The following is a 26,955-nucleotide window of genomic DNA, read 5'->3' as shown; positions in this document are numbered from 1 at the left end:
GTTACGTCGTTTAATCAATACGCGCGCACATGAAGAATAATCAACCATCACTTTTTCGAAAGCACGTCTTTAAAAACCTAGCAAAAAACGCGCCCAACGGCGCGTCATGTTTACTCGTAATGCATTAATGTTAAAACATCGTATCCTTCTAACTTATCACGACCATTTAAATAATCTAGTTCAATTAAGAACGCACACCCAACGACTTCTCCACCAAGTTCTTCAACTAATTTGATCGTTGCTTCAATTGTTCCACCTGTTGCGAGTAAGTCATCGGTAATTAATACACGTTGACCTGGCTTAATCGCATCTTTATGAATGGTTAAGACATCTTTACCGTATTCTAAACCATAATCTACTTTAATGACTTCACGTGGTAATTTTCCTTCTTTACGGACAGGTGCAAAACCAATTTCTAAGGCATATGATACCGGACAACCGACAATAAATCCACGTGCCTCTGGTCCTACGACGATATCAACGTCTCGCTCTTTTGCATAAGTCACAATCTCATCTACTGCTTTCTTATAAGCCGGGCCATTATCCATCAGTGGAGTAATATCTTTAAACTGTACCCCTTCTTTTGGCCAATCCTCTACTAATGCAATGTGTTTTTTATAATCCATTTACTTTTTCCTCCTCTAGTGAGTCACTTGACTCTAATCCAGTAAGTAACCAAGAAACGAGCGCTTGATAACTTGAATAATATAAAATCGATTCAATGTCAATTTTGTTCTGTTGGCGTTGATAACTATTAGCCGTTTCTAATGGCCGCTTATCAACAGACGGATTGGGTACAAGAACCCCATTCGCTATTTTAACAAATTCGAGCTCAGAAAACACCTGAATCATGAATTTAATTTTATTTATTTTCCAACCCTTATGTTTAGCCACGCGTAAACTATCACGTTCCAAATAAAATTGGCCTTGCTTAATAATAAAGGCGTACAACCATTTAAAATCATCTCGCGACGGTAATACTTGTAACGTCTCTTCATCTGCTTGGTAGCATAAATATATGTTTTCAGGCGACGTCTTTTTAATCAATGTAACGAAATGGTCAAGTGACTCAGGTAAGTCTGTCACAATTAAATTTTGAATCGTTGTCCCGCGAGCGATCACGGTTTCACTATGCTCACTTTGTCTATCCTCAATCTTTGTTGGTTGATTAAAATGCACGAATACGACATTTTCACCCGCATGAGGCAGCACATCTTTATACCAAAACTTACGTCCGCGAAAATCAAAAACTTGTTGGCTAAGAATTCGGCGGTCTTCTAACATAAGCTGAACAGAGCGAATATTGTTCCATTCATTGACCGATAAATACCCGATGATTTCAACTGACTGATCTTGATTTAAATGATGATAGTCCTGCCCAAAGCCAAAACCAATCACATTGACTTGATATTGATTCTGTTCCAAACTAAATTTTAAATGTGTTTGGTCAGCACCAATTTTACGAATATCTTTTGGTATACCCGTGACGTAAAAGAGCGGCTTAGGATTAGCCATCCCAAACGGTGCTAACTTGTTTAAGTTACTTATTAAATCAAGTGACAACTGACTGACATCTACAGCTAAATCAATCTGTTTATGTTCTTTATAATCTTCAGCTGAGAGCGTGTCTTTTGCAATCGTATTTAATACGGCTCTAAGCTCACTTAATCGATCTAAATCAACCGTCATCCCTGCCGCTTGACTATGTCCACCGAAGTTAATGAATAACTCTCTCACCGACATTCCGTGTTCAAATAAGTTAAAGGCATCAATACTACGAGCCGAACCTTTCGCAATCCCCTGGTCCGGCTTAATCGAAAGACAAAGAACCGGTCGCTGATATGTCCTTACTAAACGACTGGCGACAATGCCTAAGACACCTTCATTCCAACCTTCTTTCGCGACAACAATCACTCGTTCGTGTTCTACTGGATTGTTTTCAACAAGCTCAATCGCTTCCGCGGCAATGGTTTTCACAATTTCTTGTCGTTCTTGATTGATGTTATTAATCATCTCAGCTAATTGATTAGCTTCAACTGGATCGGTCGCCATTAACAATTCAACAGCAGGTAAAGCACTTCCGAGACGCCCCACAGCATTCAGTCTCGGACCAATCCCAAACCCAATATCTTCTTCATCCACGTCATCTTTAATACTAGCGACATATTTTAATGCCACTAATCCTGTTCTCGATGTTTGTTTCAGTTTTTTAAGACCGAGTGTAGTAAGTACGCGGTTCTCTCCTACTAAAGGCACTAAGTCACTGATGGTACCTATCGCCACTAAATCAAGGAATTGCTCCGGAAAATAGCCAAGTAAGTATTGACTTAGTTTAAAAGCAACCCCCACACCTGCAAGTGCTTTAAAAGAATAATCTTCTGATACTTTTGGATGAATCACCGCAAAAGCATCAGGTAAGACCTCTTGGACTTCGTGGTGATCAGTAATAATGACATCTAACCCAATCGCATTAGCTACTTCAATTGATTCAAAAGCAGCGATACCCGTATCAACCGTAATAACGAGACTAAAGCCGTCTTCTTTAATCTGACGCATCGCGTCAGGATTCGGACCATAGCCTTCAGTAAAACGATTAGGAATGTAACAGTCACAAATGGCTCCTAATTCGATTAACGTTTCCATCATAACCACCGTTGATGTGACACCATCTGCATCATAATCCCCAAATACCATGATAGGTTCGCCTGTTTCAACCGCTTTTAAAATGCGGGACTTTACTTTTTCACTATCCGTTAAAAGGCTGGGATCAATTAAATCCTTCATTGAAGGAGACAAGAAGGCCTTTTGTTCCTTGTCTGTTGTGACCCCGCGCTTTTCTAATAAGCGTGTCATAATCGTTTGGGCTTCATTCACAGGTTCAAGTGAATCAAACGACCATTTCATTTTACTCTCTAACATAAATTCACCCCTGACTTGTCTATTATACTAGACAATATCAGGGGGTTCAATTAATCATCATTAATTATTTTTTGAATCGATCACTTCTACATCAGCTGTTGTGTCATCTGAGTCCGTTTCATTAGAAACATTGACAGCCGTTGATGCCCGTAATTGTTGATTTTCAGACTCTAACCGACGAATTTTTTTCTTCGCGCCTATTAAATGAGCAATACCAAACCCACTCGTAATTAAGCCACCTAGAAGTGTTGAAACTAAAATCACTAGAATAAGTGGCGATTCACTCGTAAAGAATAAATAATTCACTTCTACTTGGTCTACATTAATGACTGCAAACGTTGCAACAATTAACGCAAACAGTAGTGCCGCTATAACATACGTCTGTCCTTTCATCACGTCACCTCATTTACTATATTTAATGATACTTTCTTTTACCACTTTTGGTAACGTTCTAAACCTCATAGCGCTTAAACTTGTGGTCCGTCATTGCGTTTCTTCTCAACAAACACAATCGGTTTTTCTTTAATATTACGTCCGCGTAGAACTAACCACAGTTGAGCGGCGATAAAGTTTGATGAGTACATCCCAGCAAAGAGTCCAATAACTAGAGCAAATGAGAAGTTGGTAATCGCTGGCGCACCAAAGATCCATAGGAAAATAGCCGCAACAATAACCGTTAATACAGTATTAATACTTCTCGCGAGTGTTTGAATTAAACTATCATTCACAATACGAGCAAGTTGATCGAAAGATCGGATGGATTTTTTCTTTTTAATATTTTCTCTAATTCTATCAAAGTTAACGATTGTATCATTAATGGAATAACCAACAATTGTTAAGATCGCCGCCACGATAGTCACATTGAACTCCACTTGCGTCAGACTAAAGATGGCTAAGATAAAGAACGCATCATGTAAGAGCGCAATAATAGCCGCAATCGCAAAGTTAAATTCAAAACGGATGGTTACATAAATAACAATAAAGATCGAGGCAATCGCTACTGCCATCATCGCATTTCTCGCCAGTTGTTGACCGACAACAGGACTTACCGTACTTATACTTGCTTCTGTCTCATATACTTCACTAAAGTAAGTACGCACCTCGGCGACTTGTTCTTGATTTAATTGATCACTTAAGCGAATAACCGCTATTTCGTTATTCTCACCCGAAAAGGTCACAGTCTCGACATCATAATCAAAGGTTTCAAAGTGCGTTCTTGCCTCTTCTTCTGATATATTTTCAACTGTATTGACTTCCACACGTGTGCCACTTGTGAAATCAATACTAAGATTAAGACCGATAAACAGCATGGATAGTAGTCCCACAAAAATTAGAGCACCACTGGCTATAAAGTACTTTTTCCGGTGCGCAACAAAATCAATGCGTTTATTAAAGAACGTTGGCTCAACTTCTGTTGTATCACTTAGTTCCCTGATTTGATCCTGTTTTACCCCGATCCAGTGTGGGCGTTTATTAAGAGCACGGCTCTTAATCCATAATCCCATGAGGAAGCGAGAAATAAAGACGGTTGTAATAAAGCTTAAGACGATACTGACAATGAGCAATGTCGCAAACCCTTTAACTGAACTTGTCCCGTAAATAAATAGAACGGTTGCAGCGATTAACGTCGTAATATTCGCATCCAATATCGTTGATAAGGAGTTCTTATTCGCTGATTCAAAGGCCGCAATCATCGACTTTCCTTCTCGTAATTCTTCTTTCATTCGTTCAAATGTAATGATATTCGCATCGACTGCCATACCAACACCTAGAATAAGGGCCGCAATACCAGGCAAGGTTAAGACACCATTCATAAGTTCGAATACTAAAATAACTAAATAAATATATAAGCTCAATGTAATGATGGAAATAACGCCACCGAAACGATAAACCCCTAGCATAAATAGGAAAATAAAGATAATACCTAATGCCCCAGCAAAAAGCGTTTCATTTAATGCATCCACCCCAAATTGAGCCGAGACTGATGTGGTGTAGACTTCCGTTAAATCAACTGGAAGTGACCCCGCATTTAACAAATCGGCTAATTGCTGGGCTTCATCAATGGTGAAGTTACCATTAATCACGACTTGTGGTGAATTAATCACTTGATCAATTGACGGTGCTGACAAGTACTTTGGTTCACCTTCTAATTTATCTTCACCCATATAATATGGTTCTTTTTTAAATTCTTCTTGATAGGAATCCCCTTCAGCATAATCAAGCCAAATGACAAGCGTGTTTTGAACATCACTTTCTAAAATTTCTCTCGTGATGTCACCGAACTTTGCCCCATCTTTTAATTCTAAGGAAACAATCGGCTGATTCGTATTCGGATCAAAATCTTGACGCGCAGCGCCTTCTACTAAGTCGGCACCAGATAACATTAATTCATCATTAGCGTTTCTAAAACTCAATTGTGCGGTCGTTTGTAAGATTTCTCTCGCTTCGTCTTCATTCTGAATGCCTGCCAGTTGTACTCGGACACGGTTAGGCTCTTCTATAGTGAAACTCGGTTCACTGACGCCTAACACATCGACACGTTGGCGCAACGATTCGACCGTCGCATCAAGCATATCTTCTGATAACGCTTGACTCTCATCTAACGGTTCGACGTCATATAAAATCTCAACCCCACCTTGTAAATCAAGGCCGAGTTTAACATCTTCACTAATACTAAATACAGTTGTAGAAATAACGGCAATTAACGTGGCAAGCACGATAAAAAAGCCGATAATACGGTTTTTCTTAATCATATGTAACGTTCCCTCTCATCTCTGTAGTTTCTCCATGTGATGACATACATCATACATGACTTTAATTCATGTCGTTATGTTTGAACACATCTTGAATCGCACCGGATAGATCATCGGTCTGATAAGCCATTTGTGTCATATAACTCATAAAAAAATGCGGCTTTAAATGCAAGATATCTTGAACGACTTGATGTAAAGACAGATTCTTATCTTTTTTCCAGACTTTTTTCATAAGACATTGCCATACAGTCGTCGCATCCGCTTCATCATATCCTAAGTAAATCAACTCATTTACCTTACTATCAATAACCGTGCCGAGCGACAGTTTCCATTCGGATACTAATTTAGGCTCCACCAGATTTCCTCCTCTCAATTAAAATGTCATCAGTCTATTGTTTATTCGATTATTCTATCATTATTAGTCTAGGATGAAGATTTGTAACATATCTATTGTAGCGGAAGAATCATTATTTGGAAAGGGAGGAATTTCAGTTGTCCAAACCTCAAAGTTTTATTCATGGTACCTTAACACTCGTTATTACCGGGCTCATCGTTCGGTTCCTTGGATTTTTCATTCGTTTAATTATGGTCAGAGCTGTAGGAGAAGAAGCCATCGGCCTTTATCACCTCGTTCTTCCTACCTTCTTTTTTATCTTTACTTTTACTCAATTAGGCTTACCTGTTGCAATTAGTCAACGCGTCAGTAAATATTATAGTAAACATGATACACAGACGATACGACGTTTATTTTATACCAGTCTGACCATCGCTCTCATCTTGAGTGTAACAACGAGTGTGTTGTTGTTTATTATTAAGGATACTTTTTTACTACCGCTCTTTTCTGACCAACGCGTTTACCTTGCGCTCGTGCCCTTACTCTGGCTGATTCCACTGGCGACATGTTCAAGTGTGTTAAAAGGATTTTTTCAAGGGTTACATAATATGCGACCGCAAGGCGTATCTCAGCTATTAGAACAAATCGTTAGACTGTTATTGTTGCTGTATGGATTAAAAGACTATCCCTTTGATACCGTTGAAGTTTTAGCAGAAAAGTTATTATGGCAAAGTGTGATCAGTGAATGTTTTAGCTTGTTTTATTTATTAATCCTATATGTAAATGTTCAGTTACCTAAAAAGCAACAGGCTAAGCGACCACAGCACTTAACCAAGGAGCTGCTCTCTATTGCCTTACCAACAACCGGTATGCGCATGATTCACAGTTTCGGTCATTTTTTAGAGCCGCTCATCATTCATCGACAATTCGTCTTAAATGGTTTATCAATTACTGGCGCGACAAAAGCTTATGGTTTACTGACAGGCTATATATTTCCACTCGTGAATTTTCCCATGTTTATCACTCAAGCGATTGCGCAAGCAACTATTCCTAGTGTAACAGAAGCCATCGAGCAAAAAAACATGAAACAGACGCACTTCCGTATTCACCAAGCCGTTAGGTATTCCATTATGGTCGGCATTTTTTTCACCATCATTCTGATGGTCTATCCTGATACGTTATTATTTTTAATGTACGATACAGATAAAGGTATCACATTGATTAAATGGCTTGCCTTTTTTTACTTTTTCACTTATTTACACTTTCCTTTTCATGCCATTTTACAGGCGAGCGATGAGACCCACCGGGCGATGTTTAATAGTATGATTAATTTCTTAGTCAAAATAGCCGCCCTTACCTACTTTATGCGATGGCTTGATCCGATGGTTGGCGTCATTGTCAGCTTATCTTTGTTGTCTATTATATCAACTCTGTTGCATTATAATAGCGTTAAAAAAGCCACCGGTTATCAATTGACTTTTCCTTTTTTAAATCAAGTCATCGGGTTATATATCTTCTTTCTGGCCATCACAGCCAGTTGTCGCTTCGCGCTTAAACTGATAGATGCGTCCGTTTGGTTAGAATTATCCAGTATTCCTTTCTTGTTTATTATCTTTATTCTTCTAACATTCGGTTTTAAATTATTTACAATAAGTGAATGGCGAATGCTTAGTCAGCGAAAGTCAAAACGTCATTGAAACTTTTTAAAAACCATTGGTTATCACCGTCCACACTTAAATAAAAAATATTTTGATAACCGATACAACCATTTGAACGTAAGAATTTTTTCACATCTTCTTCCGTTAAACCGGCTTGACGTAAAATGTTTTTCTGAAGTACACCATAAAGAACAACATCATAAACGACGCCGGTAGATTCTTGTTTGTCTTTTTTAAAGGCGGATAGTTTACCTGAAGATTCAAGTAAGGCATAATCAAGGTCTTGCAGACCTTTGATCTCTTTCTCGTGCAGTTGCTGTAAAAAGTCGGTTAGGCTATAGCGTTCTTTTCTCATCGCTTTTAGATTAAATTTACCATCTTTATATATATAAGATGCTTCTCCGTCAAACAAACGCCTTGCCCGGGGGAATTTCAAAGCTAGATAAGCACTGAAGCGTTGACAAAACAATAAAATAACAAGCGGCAAGTAAATGTCTTTAAACGTTAAATCAGGATCTTCAATCAAATTCACGCCTAATTCCGCCATCATCATAAAAATGACAACATCAAACAAGCTTAATTCCCCTACTTCTCGCTTACCCATAAGCCGAAAGACAGTGACCATTGTTAAATACGACACAATTGTTAACCATACCATTAATATCAACTCCACATCCATTGATGATACGTTAGTGTGTGTGAATATAATGAAAGTTATAACCTTAACACTTTAAAAGAGAAATCATTATATCTTTCTTTTAGTATTTTAAAAACAAAAAGAGCCGCTGTTTGGCTCTTAATCTTTGTCAGACTCACGTAATTAATTCATTAAAGTATGTCATTAACATAAATGATTCGATGAGATAAGGTACATTAGTTATAGATTGTTCCACCTGCAGAGTTATTATACCAATTCCAAAAATCAACGTCACCCATTGTGGCATAGATAATCGCTTCATTTTCTTGAAGTTTGAGCAGTTCTTTACTAGGACCTGTGACAACAACGCCATAAGTATTCACGCCATGTTCTTCTACAAAGCGATACCTTTCATCTATACTCACGTCTCGATTCATAAATGGTAGATACCTTTCTGTTAGTTTTTCATTTTCGGCAAGAAATTTGAGCCCTGTTGTAAATGCTTCCTCTCGCTTATCACCATCTCCTCTTTCAGTGATAAAATCAAAATTCGTTAAGTCAAATACAGCATCTTCATGGAATCCCCAAATATCACTAATAGCACTTAAATATGGCGAACCATCACTAGATCCGTTTTTTTCTGTACCAGTATCAATCGCATACCAAACGATGTCAACCTCCATATCTTCTAAAAGTTCATACACCTCTGTGAATTCATATAAATCGTCGAATGTAATCGCCAATTCAGACACGGTTCCTTCAGGAAGTAGTTCTAACGTGTCCCATGTTTGATTTAATGTTTGCTCGTAATAACCCTGTTCCTCCTCAGATTGTTTCGATACAAACCATGGGTGCAGAAAGTATAACTGTACATCATATTGTCCATCATGCCAATCTCGATTAACCGTCAATTGATTTAAAAACATTTTCCCTTCTAATTGACCAATCGTTTTTCTTTTCCTTCCCAGTTGTTTCTTAATAGATAAATCCATATCAGCAGTAAAATATAAATTAGTATGTAATCCACTACTCCCAAGATATACATTAGGCATAGTCATTTGTGTAGCTGTTTTAACTACCTGCATCGCTTGATTGGCTTTTCCGTCTTCTCCACCAAACCCATAATATAAAGCCGTTAGTAAACCAGAGATGAAACTTATTAAGATAAACAAGAAAAAGAGAGTGAAGGCGTTTGTTAATCTATTTTTCCATTTAGCCCGTCGCAACAATCGTTTCTGTTTTTTTTCCGGTAACTCATTCACCCTGTCCTTATGCTCTATCAGTCTTTTTTCTTTTATAGTTTGACTCTCTTGCTCGTCCATCTCCATTTCAAGTCTGTGTTGGCATCGCTCACAACTGTTTAAATGTTCATCCATCAATTGTTCATCTTCTTCAGAACATGTGCCGTTCAAATACGCTTCCCACTTATTTTCAACGTCCTTACATTCCACTCTAATCATCTCCTTGAAAATTCAGTCTAGCTTTTTTTCTATCTCTTTTCGTCCGCGATAAAGGGTAACCTTCACCTTACTTAATGATATATTTAACATGTCAGCGATTTCTTGGTAAGATAATTGATAATACTCTCTGAGTAGTATGACATTTCTTTTGTATAGCGTTAATTGATCAACTACCCTAAACCAATCATTCAGTTGATCTTTTACCATATATTCATCTTCTGCACTTTTCACCTGGTTCTGGTCAAGTAGGTGATTCAATACTTCATCGTCCTTGACTTGTACTAAGCGTTTGTCTTTTCTTATAACGTCTATAAACGTATGATAGGCTACTTTAAACAACCACGGTTTAATCTTCTCTATATTATCCGTTTCTAAGTATAGACAGGCTCGGTAGAAGGTCTCTTGAACAATGTCCTCAGCAAGTGATTTGTTTTTACACAAAGAAAATATGTAGGCGTACAAGTCATTTATATAGAGTAAATATATGTCTTCTAAATCCAGATGCTTTTCCATCGAAACCTCCTTTCACTCTATCCACGGATCAGTCGAGAAAAAGTTACACGTTTTTTCTAAAAAATAACCATAATTGTAAAGTCTAACATATGTACGGTGAAAGCCTGATAAAAAAACGACCAACATGGTAACATTACCTGTTGGTCGTTCATAATAATCATGTAAACTCTACATTTAATTGTGTTTTTATAAAAAGATAATCGAACCGACGATTCCAATAAAACCGACAATACTTAAAATATACACCGGTAATTTTGGCATCTCTTCATTATTCTCCATCGCCTTACCAAACATGAAGAACACGAATGGGTGAACAAGGAAGGTCATAGAGAATGTGAACGTAATTAATCCTGCGGCTTCTGCGCCAAACATTCCCTCTTGAATAGCCGCAAAAAGACCGAAGTGTGAAATCGCACTCGCTTTTGCCATCGCCGCAAAGTCAAGATTCATGGAACTGAAGCTAAGCATGATTAAGCCGCCGAAAATCGCGATTAACTGCCAGCCAAAGCCGAATTGTAGTAAGGCAGCCATTTCTTTTTTATCATCATTGTCCGGTTTTTTTATGTTTTTTAATCCGAGAATAAGTAAGCCAAAACCGATGATAGCCATAATAATGGCTGGAATCATTAACAATGATCCTCTGTCAGAGCTCATCGCTAAAATTGAGAAGACAAAGATGTGCATCGCAAATGGAATATTCACAAGCATCGGCGCACGATTAGCCGCACGCTTTCCTAAGTCACCTGCGGTACAAGCACCCGTTAAACCTGTATGTGATAAGGCACCTGCCATCCCTGGTGCTAAGTTTCTCACGGCTTGCGTTTTACCAAAGTACATGAGTAAGGCCATCCCGCCAAACATCCAAAAGACTTGGCCGAAGAAACCATAGCCTAAGACACTAGCTGCGCCTTCCATATCAAACACTTCAATAATACGTGAACCACCAACAGTGAAGTTCCCAGCAAGTACAACGGGAATCCCCGCAAAGAGTAACGCTTTTATTGTTGGACCAAAGACATAGTCGTAGCAAATCATCCCTAAAGCTGTCGCGAGTACCATCGCAAAGAAGATCGATGGTAGGGCAACGAGGTCATTAACAAAGATCGATAAATGGTACGCTAAAACAAGAATACCCGTAATCACGATAATTTCTAAAACACCTTTTCTAATATAGAGAGGTTTTTCTAAAATCTTCGCCTTACTATCTATTAGTATAATCGATCCCACTAATCCTAAGTAAGCCATAATCGGATAATAACTCGATAGTGGACTTGAATTAAGACCCAGAATAATTCGACTTAATGCTTCAATCCCAATCAATAAGAAGAATGAGCGGACAATTAAGACCATTTGTGTCCGGGTGGTTCCTAACACCGCTTCTTCTTCATTATGTATGAGTAAATCTTTTGTTGCGCCTTCTTTGTTTCCGAAAATCTTTCTGATTTCTTGACCGCCCACAAAGAAAGTCACAATCAAGGCAATACTGGTTGTTTTCGATATAAGTTCAACGACCGGAAATTGTTGTAACCCCGGTTCTGCCACGCCGCTTGATACGAGCACAAAGCCCATAGCCAAACCAAAAATAACGATAATTAAAATCGGTGAGTACCTCGTACCAGCGACCACGGTCCTGGCAATGAGTACCATCGGAATAATGATAAACAACGATAATAAAAAGTGGTTAAGTAACTGCAAGCTTTCTACTTGTTGTAATAATTGTTCCATGTTTTTTCTCCTCTCATGTTTAAACGTTTACATAATCCGTTTCATTGTATGATTAATTTGTGAATGAGTAAACAGGTTTTTCTCTTTGTTCACAAAACATTCACGTTTATGGTTTAGCCTTACCATACTTCTTGCTTTTGTTTATGAAAAAACTTTTAAAGCAAAAAAAAAGAAAAACGCTGATGTTTTACAAACATTAGCGCTTTTCGTGTGTATGTGGTCTTTATGCTTGTTCTTGTTGGACAACCGAACGAATCGCTGAACGATCAAAGCGTAAACGATTATTTTCGTTTATCTTAATCACAACAACATCTTCATCAATCGCATCAACTGTGCCGTGGAGACCACCAATCGTAATGATTTGGTCACCTTTAGCTAAATTTTGTTGCATTTGACTAACTTGTTTTTGACGTTTTTGTTGTGGACGAATTAAGAAAAAGTAAAACACCACAACCATCACTAATATAGGTGATAAGCCAAGTAACATATTTAATAAATCTTGCATACTATTTCCTCCTCTCTCTTACTTAAAAGTTTTTCGCATTCGGTTTGTTAAAACCATATTGTTCAAAGAACTCCTCACGGAAGTCACCTAAACGATCTTCTCGAATCGCTTGTCGAACCTGCTCCATCAATTTTACCAGAAAATATAGATTATGATAAGAGGTTAATCTTAAACCGAATGTTTCATCTGTTTTAATTAAGTGACGCACGTAAGCGCGGGTGTAGTTTTTACACGTATAACAATCACAATTAGGGTCAATTGGTGAGAAGTCACGCGCATATTTCGCGTTTCTTACGACAAGACGCCCTTGTGAGGTCATGAGTGTACCGTTACGAGCGATACGGGTTGGTAAGACACAATCAAACATATCCACCCCACGAATGGCCCCGTCAATCAATGAATCCGGTGAACCAACCCCCATGAGGTAACGCGGTTTTTCATTCGGTAAGAGTGGCGTTGTAAATTCTAACACACGATTCATGACATCTTTTGGTTCACCAACAGATAGACCACCAATCGCATAACCTGGAAAATCAAGCGATGTTAAATCTTTCGCACTTTGACGACGAAGATCTTCGTATTCACCACCCTGGACAATCCCAAATAACCCTTGGTCCTGTGGACGTTTGTGCGCTTCTAAACAACGCTCAGCCCAACGGCTCGTCCGTTCTACTGAATTTTTCATGTACTTATGCTCGGCTGGATACGGTGGACATTCATCAAAGGCCATCATAATATCCGACCCAAGTGAGTTCTGAATCTGCATCGCTTTTTCAGGGGATAAGAAGAGTTTCTCACCACTGATATGATTTCTAAAGTGGACCCCTTCTTCTTCAATTTTGCGTAAGTCACTTAAACTAAAGACTTGGAAGCCACCAGAATCGGTCAAAATTGATCCGTCCCAGTTCATAAACTTATGGAGACCTCCAGCTTCTTCAATGATATCTTCACCTGGTCTTAACCATAAATGATACGTATTTGATAAAATAATCCCGGCGCCGATCTCGGTTAATTCCTCAGGGCTCATTGTTTTCACCGTCGCAAGCGTTCCGACGGGCATAAAGACAGGTGTTTCAAATGACCCGTGCGGGGTGTGGACGCGTCCAAGTCTTGCGCCTGTTTGTTTACATGTTTTAATTAATTCATAACGTATTGCTGTCATACATCATCCTACTTTCTAATTATTGGATAAACATTGCGTCACCAAAACTAAAGAAACGGTAACGTTCATTAATTGCGGCGTGATAAGCTTCCATAATAAAGTCACGATCACTAAAGGCACTGACTAACATCACTAATGTTGATTTTGGTAAGTGGAAGTTCGTAATCAAACCATCAATGGCTTTAAATGGGTAGCCCGGATAAATAAAGATATTGGTCCAGCCAGTGGCAGCTGTAATTGCCCCATCATGGTCTCTCGCGATTGTCTCAAGCGTTCTTGTTGAGGTTGTGCCGACAGAAATGATTCGACCACCAGATTGTTTCACACGGTTGATTTTTTCAGCTTCAGCTTCTGTTAAAATATAAAATTCACTGTGCATGTCATGCTCTTCTATTTTATCTACACTGACTGGACGAAACGTCCCAAGGCCCACGTGTAACGTTACAAAACAAATCTCAATACCTTTTTCTTTTGCTTCTTCGAGTAATGCCTCTGTAAAATGGAGACCCGCCGTAGGCGCAGCCGCTGATCCTTCTTCTTTAGCATAGACAGTCTGATAACGACTTTGGTCATCTAATGTTTCTTTAATATAAGGCGGCAGTGGCATCTCACCTAGCTCTGTCAATACTTCCAAAAAGATACCGTCATAACTAAACTCCACTAAACGTCCGCCATGATCTAAGATCTTTGTGCATGTGGCTGTTAATCTGCCATCACCAAAGCTAACGATCGTACCTTCTTTCACTTTTTTCGCCGGCTTAGCTAAGACTTCCCACGTATCACCTTCGTGTTGCGTTAAGAGGAGCATTTCGATATTGGCCCCTGTCTCTTCTTTTGTGCCAAATACGCGAGCCGGTAGAACTTTCGTATTATTTAAGACGAGCGCATCTCCTTTATTTAGGTAGTCGAGTATATCTTTAAAATGACGATGCTCTATCGTCCGTGTCTGTCGGTTCATTACTAATAGCCGAGAAGACGACCGATCTTTTAGTGGTGTTTGCGCAATCAATTCTTCTGGCAAATGAAAATCAAAATCTTCTATATTCACCTCTATCACCTCTCATTATTATTCTCATGTAAACGTGCGTTGACTCACGTTGCTATGATTGATTTGTGTCATTTTTATACGATCGATTAAAATGCCGATACGTCTGTTCCGTTGCGATACGTCCGCGTGGCGTCCGTTGAATAAAGCCCTTTTGTAGCAAGAAAGGTTCATAAACGTCTTCAATTGTTTGTGATTCTTCACCAATGGTCGCTGATAATGTATCTAAGCCAACAGGCCCGCCGTTAAATTGATCTAAAATCGACAGTAATAATTTATGATCAATATGATCGAGCCCGATTTTATCGACTTGTAACATATCTAAGGCGATACTTGCCGTTGACATACTAATCTCTGACTCTCCTTTTACTTGTGAGATATCACGGACACGTTTTAGTAAGCGATTGGCTATTCTTGGGGTACCACGGGAACGTTTCGCAATTTCAATCGCCGCTTGTTTATTAATGCCGACATTAAACACATCGGCACTACGAATAATAATTTCTGTTAGAGCTTCTGCCCCATAATATTCTAACCGACTTAAAACGCCGAATCGATCCCGTAAGGGAGCGGTTAAAAGTCCTGCTCGTGTCGTAGCCCCAACTAAGGTAAAGGGCGGTAAATCAAGTCTGACCGAGCGAGCAGTGGACCCTGTTCCAATAACAATATCTAAACAAAAGTCTTCCATTGCTGGATAAAGGATCTCTTCTACTGCGCGCGGCAGTCGGTGAATTTCGTCAATAAATAACACATCGCCCGCTTCAAGCGAAGATAGTATAGCCGCCAAATCACCCGCCTTTTCAATCGCAGGACCTGACGTCGTTCGAAATTCCACCTGCATTTCATTGGCGATAATATGAGCTAACGTTGTTTTACCTAACCCCGGGGGACCATAAAGTAAGACATGGTCGAGTGGTTCTTCGCGCATTTTTGCAGCTTCAATAAAAATGGCTAAGTTTTCTTTTGCTTTTGTTTGACCGATATACTGCTTCAATGTTTGTGGTCTAAGACTTAACTCTTCTTCTTCTCCAACCAACGATTCACCTTGAATCACTCTCTCTTCCACGTTACCGCCTCCTTTACTGTGTCAAATACATGAGACCTTTACGGATGAGCGCATCGGTCGTTTGTTCTTTTGCTTGTCTTAATTGTGGTTCAATGGCTTTTATTTCACGCTCTTTATAACCAAGTGCTTTGAGTGCTTCTTTTGCCTCAACAAGCGCATGCGGATTCGCTTCACCGGTTGACTTATTGTCTTGATCTGACTTAGACACCATAAACGGCAATTTCCCTTTTAAATCAAGAATCATTTGGCGTGCGGTTTTTTTACCGACACCAGGAAATCCGGTAAGGTATTTTTCATTTTCCTCTTCTATTGCTTGAACAAATAAATCGACCTCACCTTGTCCTACAATCGATAAGGCACCTTTTGGTCCAATACCTGAAACATTTAAAATTTTCTTAAATAATGTTTTTTCATCACGACTTTTAAAGCCATACAGTATTTGTGCATCTTCTCTAACATGAAAATGGGTATAGATTTTTACTGACTGACCAATCAATCGTTCAAAGTCAAAAGGATTGGCACAAATAATATCATAACCAACGCCGTTTATATCAATAATTGCTGACACTTCCGTCATTTCAACGAGTGTGCCTTTTATATAATCAAACATGGTTTCACTCCATCCGTTCTTTTTCTCCATATGAATAGGCGCATACAATACACCATTATAACATTTATTCATCAACTTTTGGTCATGATCGTTCGACTTTTTAAACAAATCGTATAGTAAAATAGCCTATTAAGAAGAAATATCACCACTTTCTATTTTTTCTCTCATCAATAAACCGCATTTTTATCATTTCACGCAAAAAACCCAGTAAGATCGATTCATCTCACTGGGCTCACTTTATGACGCAGCATTATGATAAACTTCTTGAACATCTTCTAAGTCTTCTAAGGCATCGATTAGCTTATCAAATAGTTGTTGGTCTGTCTCTGACAATGCACTTTCTGTTGTCGGTATAAACGTCACTTCAGCTACCTCGAACTGATAACCTTCAGCTTCTAGTGCTTGTTTGACTGATTTAAAGTCTTCAGGTTCGGTATAGATTTCAAAAACATCCTCAGACGTTTCCATCTCTTCAGCTCCCGCTTCAAGTAACGCCAACATGAGCGTATCCTCATCCGCCTCTGTTGTCTCACGGTCAATTAATAAGTAACCTTTACGATGAAACATAAAACTCACGCAACCATTCTCACCGAGATTGCCGCCGTGCTTCGAAAAGGCGTGGCGTACATCAGCTGCAGTTCTATTTTTATTGTCGGTTAAAATTTCAACCATGACAGCCGTACCCGCGGGCCCGTATCCTTCATAAAACCCTTCTTCATACGTCACCCCATCTAAATTACCCGTTGCTTTCTTAATCGCACGGTCAATGTTGTCATTTGGCATGTTGTTGGCCTTCGCTTTATCAACCGCTAATCGTAAGCTCGGATTCATCTCCGGGTCAGCACCGCCCTCTTTAGCGGCCACGTAAATATCTTTTGCTAGTTTCATAAAGATTTTTCCGCGTTTTTGATCTTGAGCATTTTTACGTTTCTGAATATTTTTCCACTTAGAGTGTCCAGCCATCTATATGACCCCTTTCATATCGTGATTGTTCATCTCATCTTCTTCATTCTAACATGAAAGTGGTCTATTTTAAAAAATCTTATCTAGGCTTCTTCAAACGGCGGTGGAAAAGCAATCCCGTCACGTTTATGGTGTGATCGCGCATGTAAACGATCAATAATGGCCTGGTCTTTTTCAGGAATAGGTTCGCCTTTTAAATAGCGATCAATCATGTCATAAGTTGTACCCATTTCATTCTCATCGGTTTGCCCTTCCCAAAGACCCGCACTTGGCTTCTTATCAATGACGGCTGTTGGCACACCCAAGTAACGCGCCATATCTCTTACTTCTCCTTTTGTTAAATGTACAAGCGGCGCAATATCGACGCCCCCGTCCCCGTACTTTGTGAAATAACCGGTATGCCATTCTGCTTTATTATCCGTCCCTACGACAAGATAATGGTGATTCGTCGCAATGGTATACAGTGTACTCATACGTAAACGCGCACGCAAGTTAGCATCAGCTAACTGATCATTAGCTGGTTGATGCATGTTTTCTTCAGCTAACACGTCAGTAATTGTACTAAATAATGTATTATGCGTGGCAGTTAAATCAACGGTGATTGCGTTTAAATCAGCTGATTCAATCACACGCATCGCATCATCAAAGTCTCCCGGATGACTTTTACACGGTAACATCACACCTAAACTATTGGTTGGCATGGCGCGTTTAATTAAATGGGCAACAACCGCTGAATCAATCCCTCCGCTGACGCCAACAACTAATCCTTTTACGTTTGCTTCTCCCACTTTTTCTTTTAACCATGATACTAAATGTTTGACTTTTTTCTCCATGAGTACTTTCGCTCCTTTTATTCGTCTAGTTCTATTATTCCTTAAAAACGCGAAAGTTTCAATCCAATCATACGATGAGTTTCATCTCTTCATCATACTGGGTCTCATTTAGCGACAGTGATGACAATATCCACAGTAATATTGGCAACTTTGAGCCGTACGTTTAATTGGCGGCCACGGTTCATAGTGCTTGCGTTTTGGCGTTTGTATATTGGTCGCGTGAGACGGTTGAGAATCTTTCTGTATTTCTTTAGTCTCCTGTCCTTTTTCCATTGTTTTTGCGTTTGATTGTTTGTTTATGACTAACTTTTTTTTATCTTCTTTCATAGAAATAAGAGCTGACTTGTCTGTTAGCACTTGTTCTTTTTCAGATGAGAGGGTGTGTTCAGTCGATTTCAGGTTTACCTCTTCATTCCCTTCCTTTTTGATTTCTTTACTGTTTGTTGGACTTTGATGGTGATCACTGTCTTGAAAAGCTTCGGTGACTTTTTTTAAGTTAGGAATGTACACCTTCATACCAGCGACTAAGCAGTCGGGTTGAATAAAATCAGGGTTAAATTGTCTTAAATCATCCAACGTTACTTGATATTTATTGGCGATGGTCACAAAGGTTTCTTTCGGACGAACGATATGAATACGCATGAGTTAACGCCTCCTTTACCGTTAGTCTATGCACCTATGTCTATATTTATAAAAACAAGCGGTCTTTTAAGCGAATTTTTAAGAAATTAATCTGTTCATTTGAAATCACATAGGGAAACCGTTGCATTTTCAGCTGTAAACACCTACACTAAACTTAATACAACGATAATGAATGAAGGATGAGAAACTATGTCAGAACAAAAAATGTCAGGCACCGACCGACGCGACTACTTGCTAAAGGTACTTAACCAAGCATCTGAACCACTTACCGGTAATGCGCTCGCTAAAAAAACAGGCGTCAGTCGTCAAGTCATTGTACAAGATATCTCTTTACTTAAAGCTACTGGCGAACAAATCATGGCGACGAGCCAAGGGTATTTATTAATCAAACATACCCAAAACGACCGGACTTTTAAGCGCCTCATCGTCTGTCAGCACACACCAGAAGAAACAGCGGAAGAATTGTACCTCATGGTAGACCAAGGGGTGATGGTGAGGAATGTCGTTATTGAACATCCTGTATACGGGGACTTAGAGGCCACACTGATGTTAAAAGACCGTCACGATGTCAATGAATTTCTAACAAAAATTAAAACGACAAACGCACCCTATTTAGCTGAGTTAACCGATGGGGTTCACATTCACACCTTAGAAAGTGATAGAGAAGAAAAGATTGACAGTTGTATCCATGCGCTTGAAGAACGAGGATTTATCTTCCATTCCGAAGGGTAAGGACACATAGCCAGTGATCAAACACCATGCCTTAATACGATAAACAACAAAGGCCCAAACGAACAATGTCGTTTGGGCCTTTGTATATAAAAATGTCGTTAAACGTCATGAAGTACTTCTGTTACGTGGTAATAAGGATAACTCCCTAAAACTTCTACTTGGCAACCAATAGCTTCTAGCTCTTGAATCGTATTTGGAATAAGGATATCATCCATTTTTTGTTCAATATCAATAAGGAAATAATATTGACCAAGGGCTGTTTTCATTGGACGCGATTCAATTTTAGATAAATTAATCCGGCGCCACGCAAATGCCGATAACACTTGGTGTAGTGCCCCGGCATGGTCAGTCGGTAAGGCAATCATAAAGGTTGTTTTAAACCCCTTAACGGGTAAGTTGTTTGACCTGAGTGCCGTATCATTTTTATGTAAGACGACAAAGCGCGTATGATTATTCGCAATATCATGAATGTCTCGTTTAATAATCGCTAAATCATACGTTTCGGCCGCTTTTTCATTGGCAATGGCTCCAATCAATTGTTCTGGATGTTCACTGACAAACTGAGCTGCTGCACCTGTTGAATTATACATTTCTTTCTTCACTTGTCGCATATCTTGAGTTAAAAACTGATGGCATTGCGCCAATGCGTGGGGATGTGAATAGATCACATCTGTGTCTTGCCAACGCAAGGCATTTTCTTTATGTACCATGAAATGTTGTCTAATAGGGACAACAATTTCACTGACGATTTTTAGCTGTTTTGATTCAATCAGATAGTCAAGCGTTAAATTCACCGTTCCTTCTAACGTATTTTCTAGCGGGACGACCACGTATTTTACATGCCCAAACTTCACCGCATCAAAGCAATCGGGAATGGTTTGATAAGGCATGTGTTTCTCACCTTTAAATAACGCATCCACCGCCATACTTGTAAACGTGCCTCTCGGCCCTAAATAGCCTACTGAATAACTCATCCCTTACCTCCATTCTAACGCCTCACGCGCCTGAACCTAATACGTCAACCTTCTCAATAAATTGATGTTGCTTGAGTCGTGTTAATAACTCGTCTAAATCCATTTTCAGATTTTCAATATCGAGTGACACGGTGACATTGGCTTTACCGTTTAATGGAATCGATTGATGGATCGTTAAAATATTCCCGCCCGCTTTAGCCACCATATCAAGTAAATGCGATAACGTACCTGAACGATCTTCTAAATGGAAAAACAACGTAATAATTTTTGTCTGTTGAATCGCTTGAAAAGGGAAAACAGCGTCTCGATATTTATAAAAGGCACTGCGTGATAACCCAACTTTTTGTACAGCTTCGTAGATCGATGTCGCTTTACCACGCTCCAAATCTTTTTTTACTTGGAGCGTCTTTTTCATTGCCTCTGGTAAAAAATCACCACGCACAAGATAAAAAGTGTCTTTTTCATTTTTCATCATCTGCTTCCCCCTCACTCACAACTTATTCGATAAATTCAAATTCGTAATTCATCAGGCGCACAACGTCGCCATCTTTTGCCCCGCGTTCTCGCAAGGCTTCATCAATACCCATCGAACGCATTTGTCTTGAAAAGCGCTGAATCGATTCATCACGCGTTAAGTCTGTCATCTTAAACAACTTCTCGATTTTTGCACCAGATAAGACGTACGCTCCATCATCATCACGAGTAATAATGAATGGCACTTCTTCAGGTTGATGTTTATAAACGATATGTTCTGGCGCTTCTTCAACCGGTTTAATGCGGTGCGGTGTCTCGTCAAGTGTATCCGCAATCGCAAATAATAGCTCTCTTAAACCTTCACGTGTAATCGTTGACAGGCGATAGATGGGATAATCTTCTGTCAGTTGTTCTTTAAAGAAAGCTAGTTGTTCTTCTGCTTCAGGAATATCCATCTTGTTAGCAACAATGATTTGTGGACGTTCAAGTAACGTCTGATCATATGCTCTTAACTCCTCATTAATTGTCACGAAATCGTCATATGGATCTCGGCCTTCTGTTGATGCCATATCGATGATATGGACAATCACACGCGTCCGTTCAATATGACGCAAGAATTGGTGACCGAGTCCAACGCCTTCACTTGCCCCTTCAATAAGTCCTGGTAAATCAGCCATCACAAAACTGCGATGATCTTCTGTTTCGACCATACCTAAATTTGGTTGCAGTGTTGTAAAGTGATAATCAGCAATTTTAGGTCTTGCGGCACTGACGACCGATAAAAGCGTTGATTTTCCGACACTCGGAAATCCGACGAGACCGACATCTGCCATCACTTTTAGTTCAATGACAATATCACGTTCGATACCTGGTTCCCCGTTTTCCGCGATTTCAGGTGCCGGATTTTTTGCTGACGCAAAACGAATATTCCCACGACCACCACGACCACCTTTACAGATAATCGCCTGTTGTTCATGTTCAGTTAAATCCGCTAACACTTCACCTGTCTCATCATCTTTAATTGTCGTACCTGGCGGTACTTTTAGTACCATTGGTGCAGCATTTTTACCATGTTGACCTTTACTCATACCATTTTCCCCGCGTTTGGCTTTAAAATGACGTTGATAACGGAAATCCATTAACGTACTGAGACCTTCATCTACTTCAAAGACAACGTCGGCACCATTACCGCCGTCACCACCAGATGGCCCACCAAATGGGACATATTTTTCGCGACGGAAGGACGCTAAACCATTCCCACCATCACCAGCTTTGACATACACTTTGACCTGATCGACAAACATAACCTCACCTCTTTTTCAATATGTTCTAGTTATTATTTACTTGTACGTGTTGTTTCATTATGATTTCTTTCGAAGTTACTTCAATTTCAAAAAAATGTGTCTCTAAATGCGTTAAATCAACGTCTTCTACCTCACTATTTAACATCCATGTATAGTGAATAGTGACACATATATCAGTGACTGCCATCACACGCACATGCAACGTGTGGATGTGTGACCGTTGCGGCAAAAGGGAAGATAACACCTCATTGACAGACATCGCTATACGTTCATCTATTGCTTCGGTTGATGGCACGTTACTAAAGCTTAAGCCATCAATCGAAAGCGTAAAATCCCCTTGATAATAAGCAAACACAACACTCGTTTTCTCAAGTGGGAGACTGAGTATCTGTCGTTCTAATTCTAATTGCTGCATCCAATCCGCAAGAATTTCAGCGACTTTTTCTTTCTTTTGCATTTGTTCATAACCGAGTAAGAGTTGTAGTTGATTCGCATGATCATGGCGTTTCTTTTTCAATAACTGTTGACATGTCCATTCCTTCACACTTGTCACCTCTTTGATAATTGTATGAAAATTATAACAAATATCACGCACCCTGTACATTGAATCAAAAAAATAATCAAATAAAAAAGCGCGCCTCCTAAGAAAACTCTAAAGAGACACGCTTGTTATTCTAACGTCTTATGCTTCCTGTGCAACAGGATACACACTTACGCGTTTGCGATTACGGCCAACGCGCTCGAAACGTACGATACCGTCTGTTTTAGCGTAAAGAGTATCATCTCCACCACGACCAACGTTTGTACCAGGATAAATCTTAGTACCACGTTGACGGTAAAGAATAGATCCGCCAGTAACCATTTGTCCATCAGCACGCTTAGCGCCTAGACGTTTTGATTCTGAATCACGACCGTTCTTTGAGCTACCTACACCTTTTTTAGATGCGAAAAATTGTAAGTCTAAACGTAACATCATCGGTTTCAACCTCCTTGTTTTTCAAAGATAGTTATATACTGACCATAGTCATGTTCGATTGTTTCTAAAGTTGTCACCATACCTTCTAACAACAAACGCGCCGCATTTAAAGCGTCGGCATTTACGTCGCTTGGTAGGATCACCTTTAAATAACCACCATCTGTGCCTTGGTCAATCATAGGTTCAATTCCACTATGTTTCATGACTGCATTGGTCATACCGAAAGTAACGGCTGATACTGCAGCACAAACTAGATCGTGACCATGAGGGCCACTATCCGCATGCCCGCTTAATTCAAACCCTTCTATGGTTTGATCGGGCAAACGATAAATAATTGCTTTAATCATTGTTCATCCAACCTTAAGCGTTGATCTTTTCGATAACCACTTTTGTATATGGCTGACGGTGACCTTGCTTACGGTGATAGTTTTTCTTAGGCTTAAACTTGTAAATTGTTACTTTCTTTTGACGACCGTGTTTTTCAACTTTCGCCTCAACAGAAGCACCTTCTACTAATGGCGCGCCAACTTTTACGTCGTCACCACTTACAAAAAGAACTTTGTCAAATGTAACAGTTTCACCAGCTTCAGCAGCTAACTTTTCAATGTAGATTTCTTGACCTTCTTCTACTTTGATTTGTTTACCACCTGTTTCGATAATTGCGTACATCCTACTGCACCTCCTTAAAGACTCAGACTCGCCATCACAGGCGCATTCACATGCTTAAAACCTGGTCAGTGCGGTTGTAGCAACGGGTGCTACATAACTTGCATAACGTACAAATCATACCACGGCGCATTAAAGCTTGTCAATAGTTTCTGATTGGTTTTCAAAAAGAAACGTATCGATTAATGTCTGACTACCATGACGTATGAATGAAAAACGCGGTTCGGTCATGTCTTGTAAAAAATACACAACAGCTGAAGTCGTTTTTGAGAGAACTTCACGGTCAATATTTTCAAGAAACGCTTGGTACACATCAGGTGATACACGCACAACCGCAACATCCTCTGTTAGTGAGGCGATGGCACGTTCAAGTTCAAAACAAAGGGTCGCACGTTTTAAAGGCGAAGGCATGAGTTGTTGATCAAATAACGTGTCCATCACACTTTTTGTTTCACGCTTCCTCGTCAGTTCGAATAAACCCATCCGGGAAAAACCATATAATTTCACTGGTAAAGTGTCTTCGGCTATTGCTTTTTTTAACGTATCCATGACCGCCTGTTGATCTTTTCTGGACGGCATCCGAATGAAATCAATCACAATCATACCAGAAAGATTACGAGCCTGAATGACTTTAGCGGCTTGTTTAGCCGCTTGTTTATTAATAGATACCACGGACCGCGCCCGTGATTGATTGGACGTATAGCTTTTTGAATTGACATCAATCACTGTCATTGCTTCTGTTTGTTGGACAATGAGTTCCACACCTAAACCGGCATCGATGATGGGTGTGGATAATCGTTCAATATACGCAGTAATTTTAGGAGCAAGGCCTTGAATAGCAGCCTTTTTTACTTGGACCTGGACACGGTCACTATAGACAGATTCGATTTGTCGTTTCAACTTTACATCATCGACAATGACCTGGTCAATTGTCGATAAATCTCGTCCTTCCAGGTACTTTAGGTGCGTCTCACTTGTTGATGACAACTGCCCTGGTTTGTTCTGTGCTTTTGCGCATGCGAGGTAATGCTGAAAGCGCGCTTGTAACGTTTCTAATTGAATTAATAGTTCTTGGTCAGACAGTGCATCCGCTTTTGTGCGTACGACTACCCCACCTGTATTTAACTGACCGCTAAACAAGGTTTGCAGCTCCTGCCTTTTATCATCAGCTAATTTCCGTGAGACATTGCCCCCTTCCTCATACGGTAAGTAGACGAGCGCCTGATCAGATAGATTGATTTTCCTCGTGAGTCTTGCACCTTTAGATAGAAACGGTGCTTTTGTCACTTGGACAATGATATATTGCCCTTCGGTTAAACCGGACGCTTGATCATGCTGATTATAATCGTGATGATCTAGATAACCCGGTGTCTCAAGTCCAATATCAACGAAACTTGCATTTAGCTGGTGGTCAATATCCGTGATTCGGCCATAAAAGATGGCGCCGACCAACACATCTTCATTTGGTCGGATGAACTGAAGATCTGTGATGATCTCTTGTTCGGTTGTGATATGTAATTTTTCGGTTAGTTGTGTCAGTAAAAAGAGCGTTGTCATGTCAGTCACCTATTTCTAAATAATATTTCACCGGATTCATATATCGCTCAATCATCTGTTGTTCACTGATCAGTTGGTGTGTTTGTTTAATGATAAACATCGTTGATTGATTTAAGCGTAAGCATTTGAGGGCTTGATTGGGTTGAACATCTGAATCAATGTGTGCCAGTAATGGCTGTTTTATCATGTTTTTTCGTCGAAATAACAAAAAGCGATACCACATATAAGGTTCATCTTTTAAGTCTAGCCGAATTTCGCGTAAAAGAAAACCTACAAGCAACAGAAAAGCGAAAGAAAAGTGACCATAAAAAATAAAGCCCCACGTTAATATGAAGATATTGAGAATAGATAGCATTAACGTGAGGTGATAACTTTTTTTAAAAGGCAGGCGGAGATTACATAAGAGATAGATGATTTTCCCACCATCTAACGGCCAAATCGGTAGAAGGTTAAAACAGACGAGTGTCACATTCGCACGCATCGCAAAATCGATCACTGTCATTGGTTGAGCGGATTGTTTTAAAAATAAACAGGCAAAAAAAATAGCCACATGCTGCAGTGGACCGGCTAGTACAACGAGCCATTGTTCTTTTAGTGGGCGCATGAGAAAAGCGTCTGTTTCCATCACGCATCCGAACATAAACAGCCGTAACTCTTTGATTGGCCATTTAAAATATAGCGCCGTTAAAAAATGACCACATTCGTGCCAGCACATGATCACTAACAATACGAGATAATTGGTTAATTGACCTGTCAGAATGACGACGATGACAAATAACAGCCAACTAATATCGATAGACATTCGCCGAGATCTCGTTATTTTCATTCTGGATGCTCCACTAATAAGTCAACGACCCCAGCGCTATTCTGAAGGGTCACTTCACCAATCTGTTCATTTTCTCGAATGAATTGATAAGGTAACACACTCGTCTTAGCTAAACCGCTATAGGTCATACTTTCTCCTGACGCATGTTGAATCCTCACGGCTTCTTTACCATTGTCACCTTTACCGACATAGATGACCAAGCCCGATTGTACCGCATAAATATTTTTATCGCCAACCGCAACCGTCACACCTTCGGTTAGTTGATCTTTCTCAGCGACCGTAATGGCTAACGTTTGATGGTGAGGTGGGAGCGGTTGAAAGACATCGATGACGGTACCAAAGCGCTGCTCATACCATTGATAGACAGAAGCGAAAGGAAAATCCTGTAAAAGCGTGCGATTAACAGTCATTGTTAATGACGCAGGACTATCTGTTGATTGACTAAAGCTCATCAGACAAAAAAGCACGGCTGATAGTGTTAATTTAACAAGATGAGGCGTGAGTAAATGAGAACGTGTAGATGCCTGTGGATGATGCATTTTCTTCATAAGTGTTGCCTTCTCTTTATTAAGCGCTTTTATATGTGACAATGATTTTGGTGTCATATAACCCTCTCCTTTT

At 39.7% G+C, this 26,955-nt stretch carries 29 protein-coding genes and 1 other annotated feature; of the genes, 2 read left to right on the top strand and 27 right to left on the bottom strand.

The features are described from left to right. Positions 1-110: 110 nt before the first annotated feature. The 5 genes from BM390_RS01970 to BM390_RS01950 form a co-directional block, all read right to left on the bottom strand. Positions 111-626 (bottom strand): adenine phosphoribosyltransferase, encoded by a 516-nt coding sequence (locus BM390_RS01970; protein ID WP_062319011.1) that lies wholly within the window; start codon positions 624-626, stop codon positions 111-113. Beyond that, entirely contained in the window at positions 616-2,919 is a 2,304-nt protein-coding gene (recJ, locus tag BM390_RS01965; protein ID WP_062319009.1) for a single-stranded-DNA-specific exonuclease RecJ, read from the bottom strand. Before recJ ends, BM390_RS01970 begins: the two co-directional genes overlap by 11 nt. A gap of 60 nt (positions 2,920-2,979) precedes the next feature. Continuing rightward, a complete protein-coding gene (locus BM390_RS01960; RefSeq protein WP_062319007.1) occupies positions 2,980-3,312 on the bottom strand; it encodes a LapA family protein in 333 nt (110 codons plus the stop codon). 74 nt (positions 3,313-3,386) lie between these two features. Continuing rightward, on the bottom strand, positions 3,387-5,672 hold the full coding sequence (gene secD, locus BM390_RS01955; RefSeq protein WP_089852810.1) for a protein translocase subunit SecD: 2,286 nt from the start codon (positions 5,670-5,672) through the stop codon (positions 3,387-3,389). Between the two features lie 61 nt (positions 5,673-5,733). After that, positions 5,734-6,027: a post-transcriptional regulator gene (locus tag BM390_RS01950; protein ID WP_089852809.1), complete on the bottom strand. Its 294-nt coding sequence runs from the start codon at positions 6,025-6,027 to the stop codon at positions 5,734-5,736. Positions 6,028-6,164: 137 nt separating this feature from the next. On the opposite strand from BM390_RS01950, the gene BM390_RS01945 reads away from it, so the two are divergent. Continuing rightward, a complete protein-coding gene (locus BM390_RS01945; protein ID WP_177220603.1) occupies positions 6,165-7,703 on the top strand; it encodes a putative polysaccharide biosynthesis protein in 1,539 nt (512 codons plus the stop codon). On the opposite strand, the gene BM390_RS01940 is transcribed toward BM390_RS01945, so the two are convergent. The 12 genes from BM390_RS01940 to BM390_RS01885 form a co-directional block, all read right to left on the bottom strand. Continuing rightward, on the bottom strand, positions 7,675-8,322 hold the full coding sequence (locus BM390_RS01940) for a DUF421 domain-containing protein (RefSeq protein ID WP_062318997.1): 648 nt from the start codon (positions 8,320-8,322) through the stop codon (positions 7,675-7,677). The genes BM390_RS01945 and BM390_RS01940 overlap by 29 nt on opposite strands. Positions 8,323-8,537: 215 nt before the next feature. Then, positions 8,538-9,752, bottom strand: a complete 1,215-nt coding sequence (locus BM390_RS01935) for an anti-sigma factor (protein WP_062318996.1) — start codon at positions 9,750-9,752, stop codon at positions 8,538-8,540. Positions 9,753-9,773: 21 nt separating this feature from the next. Beyond that, entirely contained in the window at positions 9,774-10,274 is a 501-nt protein-coding gene (locus BM390_RS01930) for a sigma-70 family RNA polymerase sigma factor (protein ID WP_082394344.1), read from the bottom strand. A gap of 186 nt (positions 10,275-10,460) precedes the next feature. Continuing rightward, positions 10,461-11,999: a hypothetical protein gene (locus BM390_RS01925; protein ID WP_062318994.1), complete on the bottom strand. Its 1,539-nt coding sequence runs from the start codon at positions 11,997-11,999 to the stop codon at positions 10,461-10,463. Between the two features lie 223 nt (positions 12,000-12,222). Beyond that, the gene (gene yajC / locus BM390_RS01920; protein WP_062318992.1) at positions 12,223-12,504 is read right to left on the bottom strand and encodes a preprotein translocase subunit YajC; all 282 of its coding nucleotides are present in this window, start codon (positions 12,502-12,504) and stop codon (positions 12,223-12,225) included. A 22-nt stretch (positions 12,505-12,526) separates the two neighbouring features. After that, complete coding sequence (gene tgt / locus BM390_RS01915) at positions 12,527-13,666, bottom strand: tRNA guanosine(34) transglycosylase Tgt (protein ID WP_089852807.1); 1,140 nt, start codon at positions 13,664-13,666, stop codon at positions 12,527-12,529. Positions 13,667-13,685: 19 nt separating this feature from the next. Beyond that, complete coding sequence (gene queA / locus BM390_RS01910; RefSeq protein WP_062318989.1) at positions 13,686-14,714, bottom strand: tRNA preQ1(34) S-adenosylmethionine ribosyltransferase-isomerase QueA; 1,029 nt, start codon at positions 14,712-14,714, stop codon at positions 13,686-13,688. A gap of 52 nt (positions 14,715-14,766) precedes the next feature. Further along, positions 14,767-15,777, bottom strand: coding sequence for a Holliday junction branch migration DNA helicase RuvB (gene ruvB, locus BM390_RS01905; protein WP_062318987.1), 1,011 nt, complete (start codon positions 15,775-15,777; stop codon positions 14,767-14,769). Between the two features lie 13 nt (positions 15,778-15,790). Next, positions 15,791-16,387, bottom strand: a complete 597-nt coding sequence (gene ruvA / locus BM390_RS01900; RefSeq protein WP_062318986.1) for a Holliday junction branch migration protein RuvA — start codon at positions 16,385-16,387, stop codon at positions 15,791-15,793. Positions 16,388-16,624: 237 nt separating this feature from the next. Then, complete coding sequence (locus tag BM390_RS01895) at positions 16,625-17,350, bottom strand: YebC/PmpR family DNA-binding transcriptional regulator (RefSeq protein ID WP_062318983.1); 726 nt, start codon at positions 17,348-17,350, stop codon at positions 16,625-16,627. An 83-nt stretch (positions 17,351-17,433) separates the two neighbouring features. Continuing rightward, a complete protein-coding gene (nadE, locus tag BM390_RS01890; RefSeq protein WP_062318981.1) occupies positions 17,434-18,183 on the bottom strand; it encodes an NAD(+) synthase in 750 nt (249 codons plus the stop codon). 108 nt (positions 18,184-18,291) lie between these two features. After that, positions 18,292-18,825, bottom strand: coding sequence for a LysM peptidoglycan-binding domain-containing protein (locus BM390_RS01885; protein WP_062318979.1), 534 nt, complete (start codon positions 18,823-18,825; stop codon positions 18,292-18,294). Between the two features lie 189 nt (positions 18,826-19,014). Between BM390_RS01885 and BM390_RS01880 the strand changes: the two genes are divergently transcribed. Then, complete coding sequence (locus BM390_RS01880; RefSeq protein WP_089852806.1) at positions 19,015-19,557, top strand: transcription repressor NadR; 543 nt, start codon at positions 19,015-19,017, stop codon at positions 19,555-19,557. Positions 19,558-19,655: 98 nt separating this feature from the next. On the opposite strand, the gene pheA is transcribed toward BM390_RS01880, so the two are convergent. The 10 genes from pheA to BM390_RS01830 all read right to left on the bottom strand — a co-directional run bounded on the left by pheA (position 19,656) and on the right by BM390_RS01830 (position 26,939). Further along, positions 19,656-20,531 (bottom strand): prephenate dehydratase, encoded by an 876-nt coding sequence (gene pheA, locus BM390_RS01875; protein WP_089852805.1) that lies wholly within the window; start codon positions 20,529-20,531, stop codon positions 19,656-19,658. 22 nt (positions 20,532-20,553) lie between these two features. Beyond that, the gene (thrR, locus tag BM390_RS01870; RefSeq protein ID WP_089852804.1) at positions 20,554-21,006 is read right to left on the bottom strand and encodes a transcriptional regulator ThrR; all 453 of its coding nucleotides are present in this window, start codon (positions 21,004-21,006) and stop codon (positions 20,554-20,556) included. A gap of 22 nt (positions 21,007-21,028) precedes the next feature. After that, the gene (obgE, locus tag BM390_RS01865) at positions 21,029-22,309 is read right to left on the bottom strand and encodes a GTPase ObgE (protein WP_089852803.1); all 1,281 of its coding nucleotides are present in this window, start codon (positions 22,307-22,309) and stop codon (positions 21,029-21,031) included. A 25-nt stretch (positions 22,310-22,334) separates the two neighbouring features. After that, positions 22,335-22,853, bottom strand: coding sequence for a Spo0B domain-containing protein (locus BM390_RS01860; protein WP_177220601.1), 519 nt, complete (start codon positions 22,851-22,853; stop codon positions 22,335-22,337). A 138-nt stretch (positions 22,854-22,991) separates the two neighbouring features. After that, entirely contained in the window at positions 22,992-23,282 is a 291-nt protein-coding gene (rpmA, locus tag BM390_RS01855; RefSeq protein WP_062319426.1) for a 50S ribosomal protein L27, read from the bottom strand. A gap of 8 nt (positions 23,283-23,290) precedes the next feature. Further along, a complete protein-coding gene (locus BM390_RS01850; RefSeq protein WP_062318974.1) occupies positions 23,291-23,632 on the bottom strand; it encodes a ribosomal-processing cysteine protease Prp in 342 nt (113 codons plus the stop codon). 13 nt (positions 23,633-23,645) lie between these two features. Then, positions 23,646-23,954 carry a 50S ribosomal protein L21 gene (gene rplU, locus BM390_RS01845; RefSeq protein ID WP_062318973.1) on the bottom strand — a complete coding sequence of 103 codons (309 nt, stop codon included), beginning with the start codon at positions 23,952-23,954 and terminating at the stop codon, positions 23,646-23,648. A gap of 14 nt (positions 23,955-23,968) precedes the next feature. Continuing rightward, positions 23,969-24,040: a sequence feature (ribosomal protein L21 leader region), on the bottom strand. A gap of 43 nt (positions 24,041-24,083) precedes the next feature. Further along, the gene (locus BM390_RS01840) at positions 24,084-25,508 is read right to left on the bottom strand and encodes a ribonuclease E/G (protein WP_089852802.1); all 1,425 of its coding nucleotides are present in this window, start codon (positions 25,506-25,508) and stop codon (positions 24,084-24,086) included. Position 25,509: 1 nt separating this feature from the next. Then, a complete protein-coding gene (locus tag BM390_RS01835; protein WP_089852801.1) occupies positions 25,510-26,334 on the bottom strand; it encodes a site-2 protease family protein in 825 nt (274 codons plus the stop codon). Next, positions 26,331-26,939, bottom strand: a complete 609-nt coding sequence (locus BM390_RS01830) for a M23 family metallopeptidase (protein ID WP_062318962.1) — start codon at positions 26,937-26,939, stop codon at positions 26,331-26,333. The genes BM390_RS01835 and BM390_RS01830 overlap by 4 nt, the downstream gene beginning before the upstream one ends. Positions 26,940-26,955: the final 16 nt, after the last annotated feature.

It is taken from the genome of Halolactibacillus miurensis, assembly GCF_900116255.1.
Taxonomy (GTDB): domain Bacteria; phylum Bacillota; class Bacilli; order Bacillales; family Amphibacillaceae; genus Halolactibacillus; species Halolactibacillus miurensis.
Note: the sequence above shows the minus strand (reverse complement) of the source record. Positions and strands in the feature narration are given on the sequence as shown.